The following is a 17626-nucleotide window of genomic DNA, read 5'->3' as shown; positions in this document are numbered from 1 at the left end:
ACACAAGTGGACAATATGAGACCACAAGGTCACGCATAAGAATCAGCAAAACCGACATACCGACTTTAATCGTTACGAAGGCGTCGAGAAGTCGGCCGTCCCGCTCATCGCAGGGCGGCCAGCACCTGATCTCGCACCTGCGCCCGCTGGACCTCGTCGGTCAGCGGGCGACCGGCTCTGTCGACCACGTAGAAGACGTCAACCGCCTCTGCGCCGAGAGTCTCTACACGGGCAGCCCGTACGTCAAGGCCACATTCACCAAATGCTCTACCTATCCTCCACAAAAGCCCCGGACGGTCATGGGCACGTACCTCGATGACGGTCGCGGTGTTCGACGCGTCGTCCACCAGGTTCACCCGGGGCGGCGCCACCGGCACCCGGGCCGGGCGCATCGACCTTGTCCTCCTGGCCAGGCGCTGCTCGATGTCGAGCCTGCCGGCCAGGACCAGCCTCAGATCGGCCTCCAGCGTCGCCGGATCGGGCGGGGAACCGTACTCGGGGATCACCGAGAACTCGATCACGGCGGTCGCCCCGGCCGACGCGGCCGACGCGGCGCGGACCACCATCCGGTGCGCGGCCAGCACTCCGGCGGCACGCCAGAGCAGCCCGGAACGGTCCGGCGCGACCACGGTGACCGCTCCCCCGTTGACCCGCACGGCGCCGCCACCGTGACGGGCCAGGGACGCCTGCTCCACCGAGAGCGAGGGCGCCGGCCGCAGCGGGGTGCCCGCGAGCGCCGAACGGACCCGGCGCACCAGGTCGGCGACCAGGGAGGCCTTCCAGGAGTTCCAGGCGGCGGGACCGGTGGCGTGGCCGTCGGCCACGGCCAGGGCCGCCAGCAGTTCGAGGACCTCGCGCGAGCCGACCGCCTCGGCCACCCGGGAGATGGTCACCGGATCGTCCAGGTCGCGGCGGGTCGCGGTCTCGGGCAGCAGAAGATGGTGACGGACCACGGTCTCCAGGACGTCGACGTCCGCAGAGGACAGGCCCATCCGGGTCCCGATGTCGCGGGCGACCACGGCGCCGGTGGTGGAGTGGTCCCCGGGATAGCCCTTGCCGATGTCGTGCAGCAGCGCCGAGATGAGCAGCAGGTCCGGCCGGGAGACCTCGCGGGTGAACGACGCCGCCCCGGCCGCGGTCTCGATCAGATGCCGGTCGACGGTGTAGCGGTGCACCGGGTTGCGCTGCGGGCGGTGCCGGACCCGCTCCCAGTCGGGCAGCAGGCGGACCAGCATCCCCGCCTGGTCCAGCTCCTCCCAGACCGGCACGGCCGCGCGCCCCGCGCCCAGCAGCGCCACCAGCGCGTCACGCGCCTCGTCCGGCCAGGGAATGGGCAGTGGCGGTGACTGCGTGGCCAGGGCCGTGACCGTGGCGGGCGCCAGCGGGAGCCCCGCCTCGGCCGCCGCCGCGGCGGCGCGCAGCACCAGGACCGGGTCCTTGCGCGGGCTGACCCCGCGGGCGAGCACGACCTCCCCGCCGTGCTCGACGACCCCGTCGGCCAGCGGACGCCGTCCGCGCGGCGTGGGCCCGGCCAGCAACCGGTCGACGGTACGCCAGGTGGCGTCGAAGGAGTGCCCGATGGTCCTGGCCGCCTCGGCGAGCCTGCGCATCAGCGCCTCGGCGTCGAGCAGCCCGAGCATCCCGGCCACCGCGTCCTGCTCCTGCAGCACCAGCCGGTCGGCACCGCGCGCGGTCACCAGGTGCAGGCCGTGCCGGACGTCGAGCAGGATCTCGTACGCCTCACGGACCCTGGGCCCCGGGGCCGAGGCGACCCAGGCGGCCGCGACCGCCTGCATCGCCTGCACGTCGCGCAGACCGCCCCGGGAGTCCTTCAGGTCGGGCTCCAGCAGGAACGCCAGCTCCCCACTGGCCTCGGCCCGCTTGTCCGAGGCGTCGCGCAGCTCGCCCAGGCGACGCCGGGAGTCGGCCCGCCACTCGGCGAGCACGATCTCGCGGGCCGACCGCGTCAGCTCCGGGTCCCCGGCGACGTGCCGGGCCTGGATCAGCCCGAGGACCGCCTTGAGATCCTCCCGGGCCACCTTGGCCGCCTCGTCCACCGTCCGTACCGAATGGTCCAGGCCCACCCCGGAGTCCCAGATGGGATACCAGATCCGGTCGGCGATGCGCGCCACGTCGTCCCGCCCGTCGTGCAGCAGGACCAGGTCCAGGTCGCTGCCCGGGGCGAGCTCGGACCGCCCCAGGCTCCCGACCGCGACGAGCGCGACCCCGCTGAGGGCGCCGCGCTCGTCGTTTCTCGTCGTTCCCCCGCCTGCCCCGTACGGTGTGCCGCAGGCGGTCCGGACCAGGTCCGTCAGCCAGCGGTCGATGTCCGCGGCCCGTTCCCTACGGGCCGCGGCGTACGAGCGAGTGTCGCCTCTCACCGGCTAGAGCGCCTCGGGTCCGCGTTCCCCGGTGCGGACCCGGATCACCGTGTCCACCGGGACGGACCAGACCTTGCCGTCACCGATCTTGCCGGTCTGCGCGGCCTTGACGATGACGTCGATCACGTCGTCGGCGTCCTCCTCCTCGGCGAGCACCTCCAAGCGGACCTTGGGCACCAGGTCGACCTGGTACTCCGCCCCCCGGTAGACCTCGGTGTGACCGCGCTGGCGGCCGTAGCCGCTGGCCTCGCTGACCGTCATTCCCTTGACCCCGAACTGCTCCAGGGCCGCCTTCACGTCATCGAGCTTGAACGGCTTGATGATCGCGGTGATGAGTCTCATGCGTCCACCTTCTTAGACGCCGGGGTGGGGACCGGTCCGTTGACGGCGGCCACACCCGAGGAGTGGATGGTACCGAGGTCGTAACCGGTCTCGGCGTGGGAGGTGATGTCGACACCGGTGATCTCTTCCTCGGCGCCGATCCTGAAGCCCATCACCTTATCGATGATCTTCGCGATGATCCAGGTGACGATGAAGGAGTACGCGCCGACCGCGACCGGGCCGAGGATCTGCAGGCCCAGCTGCTTGAGGCCACCACCGTAGAACAGGCCCTTGCTCTGCTGGTCGAGGAAGGGGTAGGCCGCGAGGAAGCCCAGGGAGACCGCGCCGACCACACCGCCGACCAGGTGCACGCCGACCACGTCGAGGGAGTCGTCGTAGCCGAGCCGGTACTTCAGGCCCACCGCGAAGGCGCAGATCGAGCCGGCCAGCAGGCCGATGACCAGGGCCGCCCAGGGGTCGACGAAACCACAGGCCGGGGTGATGGCGACCAGGCCGGCGATGGCGCCGGAGGCGACACCGAGGCTGGTTGCGTGCCCGTCGCGGATCTTCTCCACCAGGATCCAGGCACCGGCGGCGACCGCGGCGGCGATCTGGGTGTTCATGAAGGCCAGACCGGCGGTGCCGTCGACCGCGAGCTCGGAGCCGGCGTTGAAGCCGAACCAGCCGAACCACAGCAGGCCGGCGCCCAGCAGGACCAGGGTCAGGTTGTGCGGCCGCATCGGCTCCTTGCGCCACCCGGAGCGCTTGCCGATCACGAGCGCGAGGGCCAGCGCCGCGGCTCCCGCGTTGATGTGGACCACGGTGCCACCGGCGAAGTCCTCGATGCCGAGGTTGAACAGCCAGCCGTTGCCCCAGACCCAGTGGGCCACGGGGAAGTACACGATCGTCGCCCAGACCACGGTGAACAGCACCCAGGCGCCGAACTTGGCGCGGTCGGCGATGGCACCGCTGATCAGCGCGACGGTGATGATCGCGAAGGTGAGCTGGAAGGCCGAGAACACCAGGCTCGGCATGCCGGTGCCGTCATCCTTGGTGGCGGTGTCCACGAGGCTCTGCAGCCCGAGGGCATTGAAGCCGCCGACGAACTTGTTGACGAGCTCGCTGCCGTTGTCCGTGAAGGTCAGCGAGTGCCCGTACAGCACCCAGACCGTGGTCACGGTGATGATGCTGGCGAACGACATCATCATCATGTTCAGGACGCTCTTGGCCCTGGTCATGCCCCCGTAGAAGAACGCAAGACCCGGCGTCATCAGCAACACCAGCGCGGTGGCTGTGAGCATCCAGGCAGTGGTGCCGCTATCGATCTTCATTCGACGCGACCCTCCCTTACAAATGGCGTTTGGCCGGTTTCACAAGTCGCAGTGATCGCTTCCTGGGCTCCATCGACCGGCCGCGCACTGACGTTGCGCCACAGCGTGTTCTTCCACCGTTTCAGGGTGCGACCTTGCGTGTTTCGCATCTGTGAATCTCAGCCCCATGGTGTTTCGGGAGCGTTTCGGACGATACGCGGCTTGACTTTGAGATGACCCGAAGAAGGGCTCGGCGAGTGTTCCCTCCAGGTTCCGGCGACCGTTCACCGACAGCGGCCATTCCTTCCCTACCCAGGGGAGCGGCACGACGTACCCCTGGTGAACGGCGAGGATCTCCGAACGGGACGATCATTCGGGAACGGCCGGACGGCTTGCCTGTCCGGTTTTTCAGGTCACGACCGGAAGCGTCGCACAGGGTTTCGGTCCTTGCTGATTCGCGCTCGGTGGTTTCGGTCTGCCGATCACCGTGGTTCGTGGCCGGTGTTCGTGGCCGCTGCGGTGGGCGGGTGTTCCGGCCGGCCGTCGGGGTGGCGCTCTGGTGATCTCGGCCTTCGGCCGTTCGGGCACGGTGGTTGCGGGCTTTTATACGCCGGCCGGAACACCCGCCCACCTCCGCTTCATCACGTCGGCCGGTGGGGGTGCGGGCCGTAGTGGCTTTCTTTCTGGCCGCTCGGGGGGCTGTGGGTGGCTGAAGCGATCCGTACGGGTCCTTGGGGGCGGGTCGCCGTAGCTGAAGCGCGGGTGCGGAAAGGAGCGCAGGGCCGGGCTGCGTGAGACCGGGTGCTACGCCGTGCCGCTCCTTCTCGCCGCACGACGCATTCACGAGGTGCAGGACACCACAGGTCGCAGGGCACCACGGGTCGCAGGGCTACAGGGCCGACGGGGCCGACGGGGCGACAGGACGCGGAACATGGAGAACGGGATGCGGGACGTGGTCCGAGACTTGTTCACGACGGAGGAAGACTCCCCGTCTCGAATTCCGTCGTCCTCGCCCACGTCCTCGGCACCGCCGAGGCGATCGACGGGTGGGCCGAGCGTTCACGGGTCGGAGGTGCGATCCGCATGGTCGATCGGTGACATGACGAGGGTGGGGGCTGCGCGCCGCCGCCCGCACCCTTGGATCCATGGACACCAAAGCGGACATCACCGCAGCCGACACGTCGCGCCCCCCGAGCACCCGACCCTCCTTCCGGACCTCAGGCCGCTGGCACTTCGCGTGGCACTTCGCCGAGATGGTGATCGCGATGATCGCCGGGATGCTGCTGTTCGGTCAGGTGTGGGCGGTCGTCTCCCCGCTGCTCGGCTGGTCCGACGCGCTCGCGCGCGCCGACCTCGCCGCCATGGTGATGGCCACCGACATGACCCTGGGCATGGCGATCTGGATGCGCGTCCGCGGCCACGACTGGCCGAGCATCGCCGAGATGGGCGCGGCGATGTTCGTCCCGTTCCTCGTGCTGCTCGTCCCGTTTTGGACCGGGGCGCTGTCCGGCGACGGCCTCATGATCGGCGGGCACCTGCTGATGCTCCCCGCCATGCTCGTCGCGATGCTGCTTCGCCGGAAGGAGTACAGCCGGCCGCACCGCCGTCCCGCCTGCGCGGCGCCGCCGGCCGACGCCGGCGCCGGCCGGCGGATCACGGCCTGGCTGGTGCACCGGTGGCCGTCGTGGCTGGCCCTGGTGATCACCATCGACAGCTGGGGCTCGTCCTCCGCTCCTCCGGCGTGGATACTCGTGATCCTCGCCGGCGCCTACCTGGTCATCGGCGCGGCCCGGAAGCACCTGCGGGAGCCGGGCGTGCTCGCGCTCCAGCTGGGGGTGTTCGCCGCCTACGTGGCGCTGGCCGCGGTGGCGATGTCGGTGGGCGGAAACCTCTCCCTCTACCTGGTGGCCGCCGGCTGGCTCGCCCACGCGGGGTGGGACATCATCCACTACCGTGCCGACAAGGTCGTCCCGCGAGCGTACGCCGAGGCGTGCATCGTCATCGACACGATCATCGGCCTGACCATCCTCCTCATGCTGTGGTGAGGGCCGCCGCCCCGGCCTCCCCACCGGTCGCCGCCCGCACCGGTACGGTCCCCGGACCGGCACGGGGCCGTACCGGACCGAGATGACCGTCCGCACCGGCACAGGGAAGAACCATGCGACGAACTACAATCACCGGTGTGTTCCAGCAGCGGCTGCGATGGGTCAGGGTGGCGACCCTGGGCTCGCTGGCCACCGCCGTGCTCATGACTCTGATCATGCCGAGCATCGGTCTCGGCAGGGAGACCGATCCGCTGCGGATCGCGCTCGGCGCCACGGGCATCCTCGTCTTCGCCGCGGCGCAGGCCGCTGTCCTGTACGCCGCGGTCACGCCGTCGCTGACGCAGGCCGTTCACCGCCGGCTGCTGGCGGGGTTCGCGACGGCGGCAGCGCTGTCGATCCCGATGACCGCCCCGCTGGGGGGTGGCGACTGGAGGACGTGGGCGTGGGTGGGCGCCTCGATCGTCGGCACCGCGCCCCTGCTCGGCGGGCGGGCCACGGCGGGCGCGGTCATCGCCGCGGCCGTCGCCGTCTCCGGCGCCGTGGGCTGGTGGAGCGGCGGGTCCCTCGTCGAGTATCTGGTGATAACCGTCGGCTTCGGGGTGATGACCATCGGCGTCACCGGTCTGCACGCCTGGCTGTGGAACATCCTGATCGCCACCCAGGAGGAACACTCCGCGCAGGAGCGGCTGACCGCCGCCCGGGAACGGCTGCGGTTCGGGCGCGACGTGCACGACCTGCTCGGCCACACCCTCTCGGTGATCGCCCTGAAGGCCGAGCTGGCCGAAAGGCTCGTCTCCGTCGACGCCGCCCGCGCCGAACGGGAGGCCGCGGACGTGCGCCTGCTGGCCGCCTCCGCGCTCGCCGACCTCCGGAAGGCGGTGCACGGGTACCGCACGGTCGATCTCCGCGGTGAGCTCGACGAGGTCTCGCGGGTCCTGCGTTCCTCGGGGATACGGTGCACGGTCACCGACCGGACCGGCGACCTGCCGGTCGACGTCGCCGTCCCGCTCAGCATGGTCCTGCGTGAGGCCGGCACCAACGTCCTCAGGCACAGCACGGCGAGCTGGTGCTCGATAGAGCTGTCCCGCCACGACGACGAGGTGCGGATGACCGTGACCAACGACGGCGCCGCCGCCGTGCGGCCCGACCGTCACAGCTCCGGGCTGCGCGGCCTGCGGGAACGCCTCGCCGAGACGGGCGGCACGCTGGACGTCCGCGCCGACGGCGGATTGTTCGTCCTGGAGTCGGCCATGCCGGTGACCTCATGATCAGAGTGCTCCTCGCCGACGACGAGGAGCTGATCAGAACGGCCCTGGCCGCCCTGGTGTCCCTCGAGGCCGACCTGGAGGTGGTGGCCCAGGCCGGCGACGGCCGCGCGGCCGTGGAGGAGGCGCTGGCCCACCGCCCCGACGTCGCCGTGGTCGACCTGCAGATGCCCCGGCTGGACGGCGTCGGCGTCGCCGCCGAGATCTCCAGGGCACTGCCCACATGCGCGGTGATCATCCTCACCGGGTACGGCAAGCCCTCGATGCTGAAGCGCGCGCTGGACGCCGGGGCCAAGGGCTTCCTGCCCAAGGGCTCGCCCGGCGGACAGCTCGCCGACGTGATCAGACGGGTCCACCGGGGGAGCCGGTACGTGGACCCGGCGATGGCCGCCGACGCGCTGACCGCGCCCCCGTGCCCGTTGACCCCGCGGGAGCTGGAGGTGCTGCGGCTCGCGGAGCTCGACACCCCGGTCGCGGTGATCGCCCGGCGCACCCATCTGTCCCCCGGAACGGTCCGCAACCACCTGAGCGCCATCGTGACCAAGCTCGGCGCCGCCGGCCGCGCCGACGCCGCTCGCATCGCCGTCGACAACGGCTGGCTCCCCTGACGGCCTCACCGCCCGTCGTGATCACCATCAAGGACCACCGCCGCTGCTCGACGAAGCCCGATGCCCTATGCCTCGTGGTGCCCTGCACCTCGTGGATACGTCGTGCGGCGAGAAAGAGCGGCGCGGCGGGGCACCCGCTCTCACGCAGCCCGGCCCTGCGCTCCTTTCCGCACCCGCGCTTCAGCTACGGTGACCCGCCCCCAAGGACCCGTACGGATCGCTTCAGCCACCCACAGCCCCCTGAGCGGCCCGAAAGAAAGCCACTACGGCCCGCACCCCCACCGACCGACGTGATGAAGCGGAGGTGGGCGGGTGTTCCGGCCGGCGTATAAAAGCCCGCAACCACCGCGCCCGAACGGCCGAAGGCCGACACCACCAGAGCGCCACCCCGACGGCCGGCCGGAACACCCGCCCACCGCAGCGGCCACGAACACCGGCCACCATGATCGTGAAACAGCACCACGAGAACGACGGCCACCCGAAGAACAGCACCGCCAGAACAACGACCGCCCGGAGACCGGCACCACGAGAACGACGGCCACCCGAAGAACGGCACCGCCAGAACGACAGCCACCCAAAGACCCGTGAAACAAGAAGATCCGGCACGGTCCACAGGGACCGTGCCGGATCGGAAAGCCGCTCAGGCGGCCGTGGCCATCTTGCGCAGCCGGGCCAGCGCGTCGCGCTCGATGCGCCGGGCGCGGTCGCGTCCGATGCCGTAGCGCTCGCCGACCTCGGTGAGCGTGTGCTCGCGGCCGTCCATCAGGCCGTACCGCCAGCGGAGCATCTCCCGGGTCTGCCCCTCCAGCCCGGTCAGCCACTCCTCCAGGCGCTCGCGCTCCAGGATGTCCATGGCCTGCTGCTCGGGGTCGGCCCACGTGTCGTCGGCGATCATGTCCCCGAGCTCGGTCTCGTCCTCGTCCCCCACGCCCAGCTGCAGCGAGACGGGGTCGGAGGCCCAGCGCCGGAGCTCGCGCACCCGCTCGATGGGCAGCTCCAGCACCGCCGCGAGGTCGGCGTCGGTCGGCTCCTGGTCGAACTCGGCCAGCATGTCCCGCCGGACCCGCATCAGCCTGGTCATCTGCTCCCCGGCGTGGGTGGGCAGGCGTACCGGACGGGCCTGCTCGTGGATGGCACGCCCCACGGACTGCCGGATCCACCAGGTGGCGTAGGTCGAGAACTTGTAGCCGCGCCGGTAGTCGAACTTCTCGACGGCACGGACCAGCCCCAGGTTCCCCTCCTGGACCAGATCGATCAACGGCATTCCCCGGCCGGAGTATTTGCGCGCGACGGCCACCACAAGACGTAGATTGGCCTGGATGAATTCGTCCTTGGCCCTTCGCCCGGAAACGGCCAGCCGTTCGAGCTCCTCATCGGCGGCGTCCGCGATCCGCGGCTCCGTCGACCCACCGTCCAGCAACTGCTCCGCGAACAGGCCCGCCTCGATCCGCTTGGCGAGCTCGACCTCCTGCTCCGCGGTGAGCAGGGGCACCCGTCCGATCTCTGCCAGGTAGGTCCCGAGCAGGTCCCGATCCGAGACGTGCTGATCCTGCGTCCGATTCCCCGTCGGCCTTGCCATCCGATGGCACCTCGCTCCGCCTGCTTATGACGTGCCCACCCGCTCGTTCAACGCCCCGTGCGTCAAGACACATCGCTTGTCTTTTCAACGGGCGGATCATGGCAAAGATTCCCTCAAGAAGTACGCCTGGAGAATGGTTTTGGATTTCCTCCTCAGGGAGGATGCCCCCCATACCCCGGCCCTCCGGGGAATTCGATCAGACCAGGCGCCGGCCTTCCTTCCACACCTGCGTCACCAGCGGCACTCCCGGCCGGTAGGCGAGGTGGACGTACGTCGGGGCGTCCAGGATCACCAGGTCCCCCCGCGTCCCGACCCGCAGCGTGCCGACGTCTCCGCGGCGCAGCGCCTCGGCCCCGCCGTGGGTGGCGGCCCTGATCGCCTCCACCGGCGTCATGCCCATCTCGCGGACGGCCAGCGCCACGCAGAACGGCATGGAGGAGGTGAAGGAGGAGCCCGGGTTGCAGTCGGTGGCCAGCGCGACCGTCACCCCGGCGTCCAGCAGGCGGCGCGCGTCGGGGTAGGGGGAACGGGTGGAGAACTCGGCACCGGGGAGCAGGGTGGCCACCACGCCCGAGGAGGACAGGATCGAGACGTCGTCGTCGGTCAGGTGGGTGCAGTGGTCGGCCGAGGCGGCGTCCAGCTCGGCGGCGAGGCGCACCCCGGGCCCGGGGCCGAGCTGGTTGGCGTGGACGCGCGGCATCAGCCCCGCCCGCATCCCGGCCCGCAGGATCTCCCCGGACTGGTCGGCGTCGAAGGCGCCGCGCTCGCAGAACACGTCGACCCAGCGGGCGTGCGGCGCGCACGCCTTGAGCATCTCCCCGGTGACGAGGCGGACGTACTCCTCGGCCGAGGGGACGTCCGGCGGGACGACGTGGGCGCCCAGGTAGGTGGTCTCCGGGGTGAATCCGCTCGCGATCTCCAGACTGCGGCGCTCGTCCTCGACCGTGAGGCCGTACCCGCTCTTGATCTCGACCGTGGTCGTCCCCTGCGCGAGCATCTCGGCGACCAGCGTGGCGGTGCGCGCCACCAGCTCGGCGTCGGAGGCGGCGCGGGTCGCCGACACCGTGGTGCGGATCCCGCCCGCCGTGTAGGGGCGGCCGGTCATGCGGGCGGCGAACTCGGCCGTGCGGTCGCCCGCGAAGACGAGGTGGGCGTGGCTGTCGACGAAGCCCGGGATCACGCAGCGGCCGTCCACGTCGATCCGCTCGTCGGCGTCGGGCGCCGATCCGGCGTGCCCGACCCATGCCACGTGGCCGTCCTCGACCACCAGCGCGGCGTCGTGGATCTCCTCCCGCGCGGGGTCGCCCGTGTAGAGCAGCCCGATGCGGTCGAACAGCGTGCTCCCCGACGGCCGTTCCCCGTCGTCTGTGACGCTCCTCATGGCGCGCTCTCCTGTCGTGTCGTGGCGATCGCCTCGGCGAGCAGGGCTCCGACGTCGCCCAGGACGTGCCGTCCGTCCGAGACCACGTGACGGCCGCCCGAGACCACGGAGTGCACGTCGGCGGCGGTGGCGGCGAAGACCACGGTCTCGGCGAGGTGCCCGGGGTCGGCGCCGGCCGTGCGGGCCGAGTCCAGGCGTACCGAGACCAGGTCGGCCCAGGCGCCGGGGACGAGCACGCCCGCGCCGGGGAAGCCGAGCGAGTCGTGCCCGGCGGCCGTGGCGGCGTGCAGCAGCTCCGCGGCCGGCCAGTGGCCGCGCCGCTCGCTGGCCAGCCGCTCGTTCAGCTCGACCGCGCGGGCCTCCTCGAACAGGTCGACGACCGCGTGACTGTCCGAGCCGAGCGTGATCGGCGATCCCGCGTCGAAGAGCGTCCTGGCGGGCCCGATGCCGTCGGCGAGGTCGCGCTCGGTCGTCGGGCACATGCACACGCGGGTGCCGGAGCCTGCGAGCAGCGCGATGTCGGCCTCCGACAGGTGCGTGGCGTGCACCGCGGTCGTGCGGGGACCCAGGGCGCCGCAGGTCTCCAGCAGCCGCACCGGGCTCATGCCGTACGCCTCCTCGCAGGCGGTGTTCTCGGCCCGCTGTTCGGAGACGTGGGCGTGCAGCGGCACGGCGTGGCGCCGAGAGACGTCGGCCACCACGGGGATCTGATCGGCCGGGACGGCTCGGACCGAGTGCACGGCCACGCCGATCTCCACGTCCCGCTCCCCGCGGTGGCGGGCCGCGAGCTCCTCCACCCGCGCGGCCCACCGGCCGGCGTCGCCGTCGCCGAACCGGAGCTGGACGCCGCTCAGCGGGACGCCGGCGCCCCCGGTCAGGTAGCAGGCGTCCAGCAGGGCGATGCGCAGCCCGGCCTCGCGCGCCGCCTGGATCAGGGCGTGTCCCATGACGTTCGGGTCGTCGTAGGGCCTGCCGTCCGGGGCGTGGTGAAGGTAGTGGAACTCCCCCACGCAGGTGATCCCGGCCAGTGCCATCTCGGCGAAGGTCGCCCTGGCGAGGGCGAGGTAGGAGTCGGGGTCGAGCGTCCCTGCCACGGCGTACATGCGCTCGCGCCAGGTCCAGAAGGTGCCTCTCTCGCGCTGCGTCACCCCGCGCAGGGCGCGGTGGAAGGCGTGGGAGTGGGCGTTCGCCAGGCCCGGCAGGGTCAGCCCCGCCAGCCGGACGGCTCCCGGGGGCGGGGACGGCACCCCGGTGTCGATCCGGGTGATCACCGTGTCCCGGACCGCGACGAGCACCCCCGCGACCGCGCGTCCCGGTGGCAGCCAGGCCAGCTCGCACCAGTAGGTCAGTTCCCGCACAGATCCTCCAGGACGGCGGCGAGGGCGGCGACCCCGGCGTGGCAGTCCGCCCTCTCGGCGTGTTCTTCCGGGGAGTGGGAGATGCCCGTCGGGTTACGGACGAACACCATCGCGCTGGGCACACCCGCGGACGCGAGGATCCCGGCGTCGTGTCCGGCACCGGTCGCCAGGACGGGGGCGTCCCCGGCGACGGCGGCGATCCGTTCCCGCAGGGCCGTGTCGAAGTCGACGAGCGGGGTCCAGGACTCGACGGTCACCTCGGCCCCGGAGAACTCGGTGACCTCGGCGACCAGCGCCCTGACCGCGTCCTCGTCGCCGCCCCTGGCGTCCAGCCAGGCGCTCACCAGGCCGGGGACGGCGTTGGCGTTGTTGGGCGACACGCGCGTCCTGCCGAAGGTGGCGACGACGCCGCCGTCGCGCTCGGCGGCCTGGCGGGCGTGCAGCACGGTACGGGCGAAGGGCAGCATCGGGTCGTCGCGGTCGGCCAGGCGGGTGGTGCCCGCGTGGTTGGCCTGGCCGTGGAAGTCGAAGCGCCAGCGGCCGTGCGGCCAGATGGCCGAGGCGACGCCGACCGGCGCGTCCCGGTGGATCAGGTCCCGGCCCTGCTCGACGTGGAGTTCGACGAAGACGCCGATGTGCCGCAGGGTCTCCTCGTCACGGCCCAGCTCCCGGGGGTCGCGCCCGGCACGGCGCAGTACCTCGGCCAGCGAGTCGCCCTCGTCGTCGGTCAGCGAGCGGGCCCTGTCGGGGTCGAGGACGCCGGTCAGCAGGCGGGAGCCGATGCACGGGACGCCGAACCGGGCGCCCTCCTCGTCGGTGAAGCAGGCGATCCCCAGCGGGCGGGCGGGCCGGAAGTCCCTGGCCCGCAGCAGGTCGAGCGCGGCGAAGGCCGACACCACGCCGAGGGGGCCGTCGAAGGCGCCGCCCTGGCGTACCGAGTCGAGATGGCTGCCGGTGACCACTCCCGGCCGGGCCGACGGGTCGCCCCACCAGGCCCACAGGTTGCCGTTGCGGTCCTGCACGGTGCCGAGGCCGCGTCTGGCCGCCTCCTGCTCGAACCAGAGGCGGAGCTCCAGATCGGCGGGCGACCACGCGTCCCGCAGGTAGCCCCGGGTCCGGTCGTCACGTCCGAGGTGCTCGATGGCACCCCACATCTCGTCGAACACCCTCCCATTATGTGAATGAACTCATTCATTGGCGAGCCCGCGAGACACCCGGCCGTCGCGACCGCCCCACCCGTGCCCGCCCGTGCCCGGCCGGGCGGGCATGGGTGGGAGCCGCCCTCAGTTCGGCGGGCCCGCGGCGGGACGGACGGTGATCTCGGTGACGTGGGCGTCGGGGGACGCGGTCAGGGCCGCCAGTGCCGCCCGGGCCACCGAGTCCGCGTCCAGGTACTTCTCCGGCTGGTAGGGGCCGCCCTCCTGGTCGCGCACCCCGCGCTGCATGTCGGTGTCGACCCGCCCCGGGTAGATCGTCGTCACCCGCAGGCCCGGCTCCTCCAGGCGGAGCACGTCGGCGAAGGCGCGCAGCGCGTACTTGCTGGCCGAGTACGACCCCCAGCCGGGGCTGGTCCGCTGCCCCGACCCGGAGTTGATCAGCACCACGTGACCGCCCGCGGCGCGGAGCGCGGGGAGCAGCAGCCGGGTCAGCTCGGCCACCGCGATCAGGTTGATCTCCATGGTGCGCCGCCACGCCTCGGCCGGGGTCTCCTCGACGCGGCCCAGGGTCACCACTCCCGCGCTGTGCACGAGGACGTCGAGCCGGTCGACGTCGGCGACGTCGGTCTCGGTGACGGCGGTGAGCTCCACCGGCCAGGGGCGTGCGCCGGGCAGTCCTGAGGCCACCGTGGCGAGCGCCTCGGTGTCGCGGCCGCCGAGCAGCAGGTCGTGGGTGGGGGCCAGGGCGCGGGCGATCGCGGCGCCGACCCCGCGGGAGGCGCCGGTGACCAGCGCGGTGGGGCGTTCGGACATGCCGATCACCCTACTCGGCCCCCCGATCACGTCCGCGCCGCCGGGGACCCGGCCGGTCGCACCGCCTCCCCCGGAGGACGCCGTCGTCGTCACTCCTGATCTCCCGCGTGTTGACATCGTACTCAAACTTGAATACAAATTTGAGCATGTCTTCCACCAGGACCCTGTTGCTCGGCGTACTGCTCGACGGCCCGCTGCACGGCTACGAGGTACGACGCCGCCTCGAACTGTGGGGAGCCGACACCTGGGCCAACGTGGCCTACGGCTCGATCTACCACGGCCTGGCCAAGATGGCCGAGGAAGGGCTTCTGGAGGTCGTCGAGCAGGGCAGGGGCGGCAAAACCGTCTACGGCGTCACCGAGGCCGGACGGGCCGACTTCCACCAGCAGCTGATGAACAGCTGGTGGTTCGTGAAGCCGATCGTCGACCCCTTCCAGGTCGCGCTCACCTTCATGGACCGGCTCCCCCCCGCCGACCTGGTCAACGCCATGGAGGCGAGGGTCGAGCAGCTGCGGGCGTCCATCGCGATGATGGAGCGGGCCCTGGGCGGCAAGCAGGCCTACGGAGCCCCCCGGCACGTCGACGAGTGCCTGCGGCTCAACATCCGCCAGTTCCAGGCGCAGCTCGACTGGATCGAGGAGACCGTCGGCGACGTCAGGTCCGGCAAGCTCCCCTGAGCCCCCGCCCGCGCCGCACCCGAACGACCGGAAGATCACCGAACCGGAGACCCGGCCGGGCCCGCGCGCCCGTTCCCGGGACCCTCCCGCATCCCCCACGACGGAGATTCATGATCATCGAAGCGCACGACCTGCGCAAGACCTTCACCGCTCGACGCGGCAGGGGCGCCCCCCAGGAGGTCGAGGCCGTCAAGGGCGTCGACCTGTCCGTCCCCGAGGGCGAGATCTTCGCCTTCCTCGGTCCCAACGGCGCGGGCAAGACCACCACGATCCGGATGCTCGCCACCCTCGTGGCCCCCACCTCCGGCACCGCCCGGGTGGCGGGCCACGACGTGGTCACCGAGGCGGCCCGGGTCCGGGAGAGGATCGGCTACGTGGGCCAGGGCGGCGGCGTGGACGAGAACGCCCCCGGCCGCGAGGGGCTGATCCTCGCCGCCCGGATCGGCGGCATGTCCCGCGCACGGGCGAAGGCGCGCAGCGAGGAGCTCCTGGCCGCCTTCGACCTGACCGAGCTGGCCGACCGCCCCGTACGGACGCTGTCCGGCGGCCAGAAGCGCAGGTTCGCCCTCGCCCTCGGCCTGGTCAACCACCCGCCGCTGTTCTTCCTCGACGAGCCCACCACCGGCCTGGACCCGCAGAACCGCGCCCGCCTGTGGGACGAGGTGCGCGCCCTGCGCGAGCGGGGCACCAGCGTGCTGCTGACCACCCACTACCTGGAGGAGGCCGACGCGCTCTGCGACCGGCTCGTCATCATCGACCACGGCCGCGTCGTCGCGGAGGGCACCCCCGCCGAGCTCAAGAAGGAGGTCGCGGGCGACGTCGTCACCCTGCGCCTCGACCGGGCCCCCGAGGCGCGGGTCCTCCTCGACGCCGAACCGTACGTCAGGGAGACCCGCGAGGAGGACGACGTCCTGCGCGCCTACCTCGACGACGGCGAGCACAACCTGCCCGCGCTGCTCCGCCTCCTGGAGGGGGCCGGGCTGCCGATCCGGTCGATCTCCCTGGACCGGGCCACGCTCGACGACGTCTTCCTGCGCCACACCGGCCGTTCCCTGCGCGACGAGAACTGAACGACGAGGACCCCCCATGCTCCGACACACGATGCTGTTCCTGGGCTACGAGCTCAAGGCCACCCTGCGCAACCCGGTCTGGCCGCTGTTCGGCCTGATGCAGCCCGTCCTGTACCTGCTCCTGTTCGCGCCATTGGTGGCCAACACCACCGCGGGCGGCACCATGGCCGACACGCTGCGGATGTTCACCCCCGGCGTGATGATGATGATCGCCCTGTTCGGCTCGCTCTTCGTGGGCTTCGGCATGATCAACGAGATCCGCAACGGCTACCTGGAACGCCTCGCGGTCAGCTCCGCCTGGCGTCCCGCGATCGTGCTCGGCCGTACCCTGCGCGACATGATCGTGCTGGTGCTCCAGGCCCTGCTGGTGATCACGCTGGCCACGCTGATGGGCATGCGGGCAAGCCTGCCGGGGCTGGCGCTCATGCTGGTGCTGATGGCCGCCACCGGGCTGCTCGCCTCCGGCCTGTCGTACGGCATGGCGCTGGCGCTGCGCGACGAGAACGGCATGTCGCAGATCATGCAGTTCTTCGCGATGCCGCTGATCCTGCTCACCGGCATCATGCTGCCCATGTCGCTGGCCCCCGACTGGATGCGGGCGGTCGCGCAGTTCAACCCGCTCTACCACGCGGTCGAGGCCGGCCGGGCGCTGTTCGACGGCGACTTCACCGACGGCTCGATCCCGCTGGCGTTCGGTCTCGTCCTGGTCCTGGCCGCGGCCGCCCTGCGCTGGTCGGTCGCCTCGATGAAGCGGCTCGCGGGGTAGCGGCGGCGGATCCCCGCAGGGGACGCGCCGTCAGTCGAGCTGCTCGGTGAAGACCCCGGCCCGGTCGGTCATCCGCTCGTACTCCTCCAGCCGGGCCTGGGTGCGCAGCGGCGCGGCGTCGGCCATGGCCTCGACCAGGACCATGGCCAGGGCCAGCGGCGCGGCGTGCGAGTCGAAGACGAGCCGCTCACCGACCGGGGCGGCCAGGATCACGTCGGCCTCGAAGGGCACGTCCGGCCGGTCGGTGATCACCGCGACCCGCAGGCCCAGGTCACGGGCGTCGCGCAGGGCCTGCACGGCCTCGGCCGGGTAGCGGGGCAGGATCACCGCGAGCAGCCAGCCCGCCCCCGCCCGGCGCGCGGCGTGCAGGCCGTCGGCCAGTTCCGATCCGCCGTGGGTGAGCAGGCGGACGTCGGGATGGATCCTGCGGGCGAAGTAGGCGAACGTGGTGGCCAGCCCGCTGGAGACCCGCAGGCCCAGCACGGGCAGGGGCTCGCATCCGGCCAGCCGGGTGCCCAGCTCCACCAGGGCCGAGGGGTCGCCCAGCGCCTCGCGTACGTTCCGCAGGTTGTCGATCTCCGCGTCGATCGCGGCCTGCAGGTCGTTGGCCCGCGACGTGCTCCGTCCTCCCACGACCAGGGGCCGCAGCGCCTGCCTGAGCTCGGGGTAGCCCGCGAAACCGAGCACCATCGCGAACCTGGTCACCGAGGGCTGGCTCACCCCGGCGCGCTCGGCCAGCTCCACGCTGGACAGGAAGATGGCCTCGGACAGGTGGTCGCCCAGGTAGCGCGCGATCCTCCGCTGCGCGGGCGAGAGCCGCCGCCCCTCCAGAAACCGATCGAGTCCGTCCGCCACGCCCCCTCCAACCGCTCGACGCATCACGGGCATTCCCCGT

15 protein-coding genes are annotated in these 17626 nt (G+C 71.8%); 6 read left to right on the top strand and 9 right to left on the bottom strand.

Going from position 1 to position 17626, the window contains the following annotated elements; translation table 11 throughout:
* Nucleotides 1-104: 104 nt before the first annotated feature.
* The 3 genes from ABD832_RS03590 to ABD832_RS03580 are packed head-to-tail and all read right to left on the bottom strand — an operon-like array spanning nucleotide 105 to nucleotide 4033.
* Nucleotides 105-2381 (bottom strand): [protein-PII] uridylyltransferase, encoded by a 2277-nt coding sequence (locus ABD832_RS03590; protein ID WP_344888202.1) that lies wholly within the window; start codon nucleotides 2379-2381, stop codon nucleotides 105-107.
* A gap of 3 nt (nucleotides 2382-2384) precedes the next feature.
* Nucleotides 2385-2723, bottom strand: a complete 339-nt coding sequence (locus tag ABD832_RS03585; RefSeq protein ID WP_344888200.1) for a P-II family nitrogen regulator — start codon at nucleotides 2721-2723, stop codon at nucleotides 2385-2387.
* On the bottom strand, nucleotides 2720-4033 hold the full coding sequence (locus ABD832_RS03580) for an ammonium transporter (protein ID WP_344888197.1): 1314 nt from the start codon (nucleotides 4031-4033) through the stop codon (nucleotides 2720-2722). The genes ABD832_RS03585 and ABD832_RS03580 overlap by 4 nt, the downstream gene beginning before the upstream one ends.
* 1124 nt (nucleotides 4034-5157) lie before the next feature.
* Between ABD832_RS03580 and ABD832_RS03575 the strand changes: the two genes are divergently transcribed.
* The 3 genes from ABD832_RS03575 to ABD832_RS03565 all read left to right on the top strand — a co-directional run bounded on the left by ABD832_RS03575 (nucleotide 5158) and on the right by ABD832_RS03565 (nucleotide 7930).
* The gene (locus tag ABD832_RS03575) at nucleotides 5158-6057 is read left to right on the top strand and encodes a hypothetical protein (RefSeq protein WP_344888194.1); all 900 of its coding nucleotides are present in this window, start codon (nucleotides 5158-5160) and stop codon (nucleotides 6055-6057) included.
* 113 nt (nucleotides 6058-6170) lie between these two features.
* Nucleotides 6171-7325 (top strand): sensor histidine kinase, encoded by a 1155-nt coding sequence (locus tag ABD832_RS03570; protein WP_344888191.1) that lies wholly within the window; start codon nucleotides 6171-6173, stop codon nucleotides 7323-7325.
* Nucleotides 7322-7930 (top strand): response regulator transcription factor, encoded by a 609-nt coding sequence (locus ABD832_RS03565; protein WP_344888188.1) that lies wholly within the window; start codon nucleotides 7322-7324, stop codon nucleotides 7928-7930. Before ABD832_RS03570 ends, ABD832_RS03565 begins: the two co-directional genes overlap by 4 nt.
* A 640-nt stretch (nucleotides 7931-8570) precedes the next feature.
* On the opposite strand, the gene ABD832_RS03560 is transcribed toward ABD832_RS03565, so the two are convergent.
* The 5 genes from ABD832_RS03560 to ABD832_RS03540 form a co-directional block, all read right to left on the bottom strand.
* Nucleotides 8571-9509, bottom strand: a complete 939-nt coding sequence (locus ABD832_RS03560; RefSeq protein WP_344888185.1) for a sigma-70 family RNA polymerase sigma factor — start codon at nucleotides 9507-9509, stop codon at nucleotides 8571-8573.
* Between the two features lie 196 nt (nucleotides 9510-9705).
* Nucleotides 9706-10890 carry an imidazolonepropionase gene (gene hutI, locus ABD832_RS03555; protein ID WP_344888182.1) on the bottom strand — a complete coding sequence of 395 codons (1185 nt, stop codon included), beginning with the start codon at nucleotides 10888-10890 and terminating at the stop codon, nucleotides 9706-9708.
* On the bottom strand, nucleotides 10887-12248 hold the full coding sequence (locus ABD832_RS03550) for a formimidoylglutamate deiminase (protein WP_344888179.1): 1362 nt from the start codon (nucleotides 12246-12248) through the stop codon (nucleotides 10887-10889). The genes hutI and ABD832_RS03550 overlap by 4 nt, the downstream gene beginning before the upstream one ends.
* Nucleotides 12236-13402 carry an allantoate amidohydrolase gene (locus tag ABD832_RS03545; protein ID WP_344888588.1) on the bottom strand — a complete coding sequence of 389 codons (1167 nt, stop codon included), beginning with the start codon at nucleotides 13400-13402 and terminating at the stop codon, nucleotides 12236-12238. Before ABD832_RS03545 ends, ABD832_RS03550 begins: the two co-directional genes overlap by 13 nt.
* Before the next feature lie 129 nt (nucleotides 13403-13531).
* Nucleotides 13532-14218, bottom strand: a complete 687-nt coding sequence (locus tag ABD832_RS03540; protein ID WP_344888176.1) for an SDR family oxidoreductase — start codon at nucleotides 14216-14218, stop codon at nucleotides 13532-13534.
* Between the two features lie 146 nt (nucleotides 14219-14364).
* Here ABD832_RS03540 and ABD832_RS03535 point away from each other — a divergent pair, with 146 nt between their 5' ends.
* From ABD832_RS03535 to ABD832_RS03525, 3 genes are all read left to right on the top strand, one after another.
* A complete protein-coding gene (locus ABD832_RS03535; protein ID WP_344888172.1) occupies nucleotides 14365-14895 on the top strand; it encodes a PadR family transcriptional regulator in 531 nt (176 codons plus the stop codon).
* A gap of 110 nt (nucleotides 14896-15005) precedes the next feature.
* Nucleotides 15006-15965 (top strand): ATP-binding cassette domain-containing protein, encoded by a 960-nt coding sequence (locus ABD832_RS03530; RefSeq protein WP_344888170.1) that lies wholly within the window; start codon nucleotides 15006-15008, stop codon nucleotides 15963-15965.
* Nucleotides 15966-15981: 16 nt separating this feature from the next.
* The gene (locus ABD832_RS03525) at nucleotides 15982-16731 is read left to right on the top strand and encodes an ABC transporter permease (RefSeq protein ID WP_344888167.1); all 750 of its coding nucleotides are present in this window, start codon (nucleotides 15982-15984) and stop codon (nucleotides 16729-16731) included.
* A 30-nt stretch (nucleotides 16732-16761) separates the two neighbouring features.
* Here the strand turns inward: ABD832_RS03525 and ABD832_RS03520 are convergent, their stop codons facing one another.
* On the bottom strand, nucleotides 16762-17586 hold the full coding sequence (locus ABD832_RS03520; protein ID WP_344888164.1) for a MurR/RpiR family transcriptional regulator: 825 nt from the start codon (nucleotides 17584-17586) through the stop codon (nucleotides 16762-16764).
* Nucleotides 17587-17626 lie beyond the last annotated feature (40 nt).

The organism is Streptosporangium longisporum, from assembly GCF_039534895.1.
In the GTDB taxonomy this organism is placed as follows: Bacteria; Actinomycetota; Actinomycetes; order Streptosporangiales; family Streptosporangiaceae; genus Streptosporangium; species Streptosporangium longisporum.
Note: the sequence above shows the minus strand (reverse complement) of the source record. Positions and strands in the feature narration are given on the sequence as shown.

Bases quoted from the DNA above. Each gene is read 5' to 3' on its own strand.
- ABD832_RS03585 (WP_344888200.1), bottom strand. From the start codon at position 2,723: ATGAGACTCATCACCGCGATCATCAAGCCGTTCAAGCTCGATGACGTG.
- ABD832_RS03580 (WP_344888197.1), bottom strand. From the start codon at position 4,033: ATGAAGATCGATAGCGGCACCACTGCCTGGATGCTCACAGCCACCGCG.
- ABD832_RS03575 (WP_344888194.1), top strand. From the start codon at position 5,158: ATGGACACCAAAGCGGACATCACCGCAGCCGACACGTCGCGCCCCCCG.
- ABD832_RS03570 (WP_344888191.1), top strand. From the start codon at position 6,171: ATGCGACGAACTACAATCACCGGTGTGTTCCAGCAGCGGCTGCGATGG.
- ABD832_RS03565 (WP_344888188.1), top strand. From the start codon at position 7,322: ATGATCAGAGTGCTCCTCGCCGACGACGAGGAGCTGATCAGAACGGCC.
- ABD832_RS03560 (WP_344888185.1), bottom strand. From the start codon at position 9,509: ATGGCAAGGCCGACGGGGAATCGGACGCAGGATCAGCACGTCTCGGAT.
- hutI (WP_344888182.1), bottom strand. From the start codon at position 10,890: ATGAGGAGCGTCACAGACGACGGGGAACGGCCGTCGGGGAGCACGCTG.
- ABD832_RS03545 (WP_344888588.1), bottom strand. From the start codon at position 13,402: ATGTGGGGTGCCATCGAGCACCTCGGACGTGACGACCGGACCCGGGGC.
- ABD832_RS03540 (WP_344888176.1), bottom strand. From the start codon at position 14,218: ATGTCCGAACGCCCCACCGCGCTGGTCACCGGCGCCTCCCGCGGGGTC.
- ABD832_RS03535 (WP_344888172.1), top strand. From the start codon at position 14,365: ATGTCTTCCACCAGGACCCTGTTGCTCGGCGTACTGCTCGACGGCCCG.
- ABD832_RS03530 (WP_344888170.1), top strand. From the start codon at position 15,006: ATGATCATCGAAGCGCACGACCTGCGCAAGACCTTCACCGCTCGACGC.
- ABD832_RS03525 (WP_344888167.1), top strand. From the start codon at position 15,982: ATGCTCCGACACACGATGCTGTTCCTGGGCTACGAGCTCAAGGCCACC.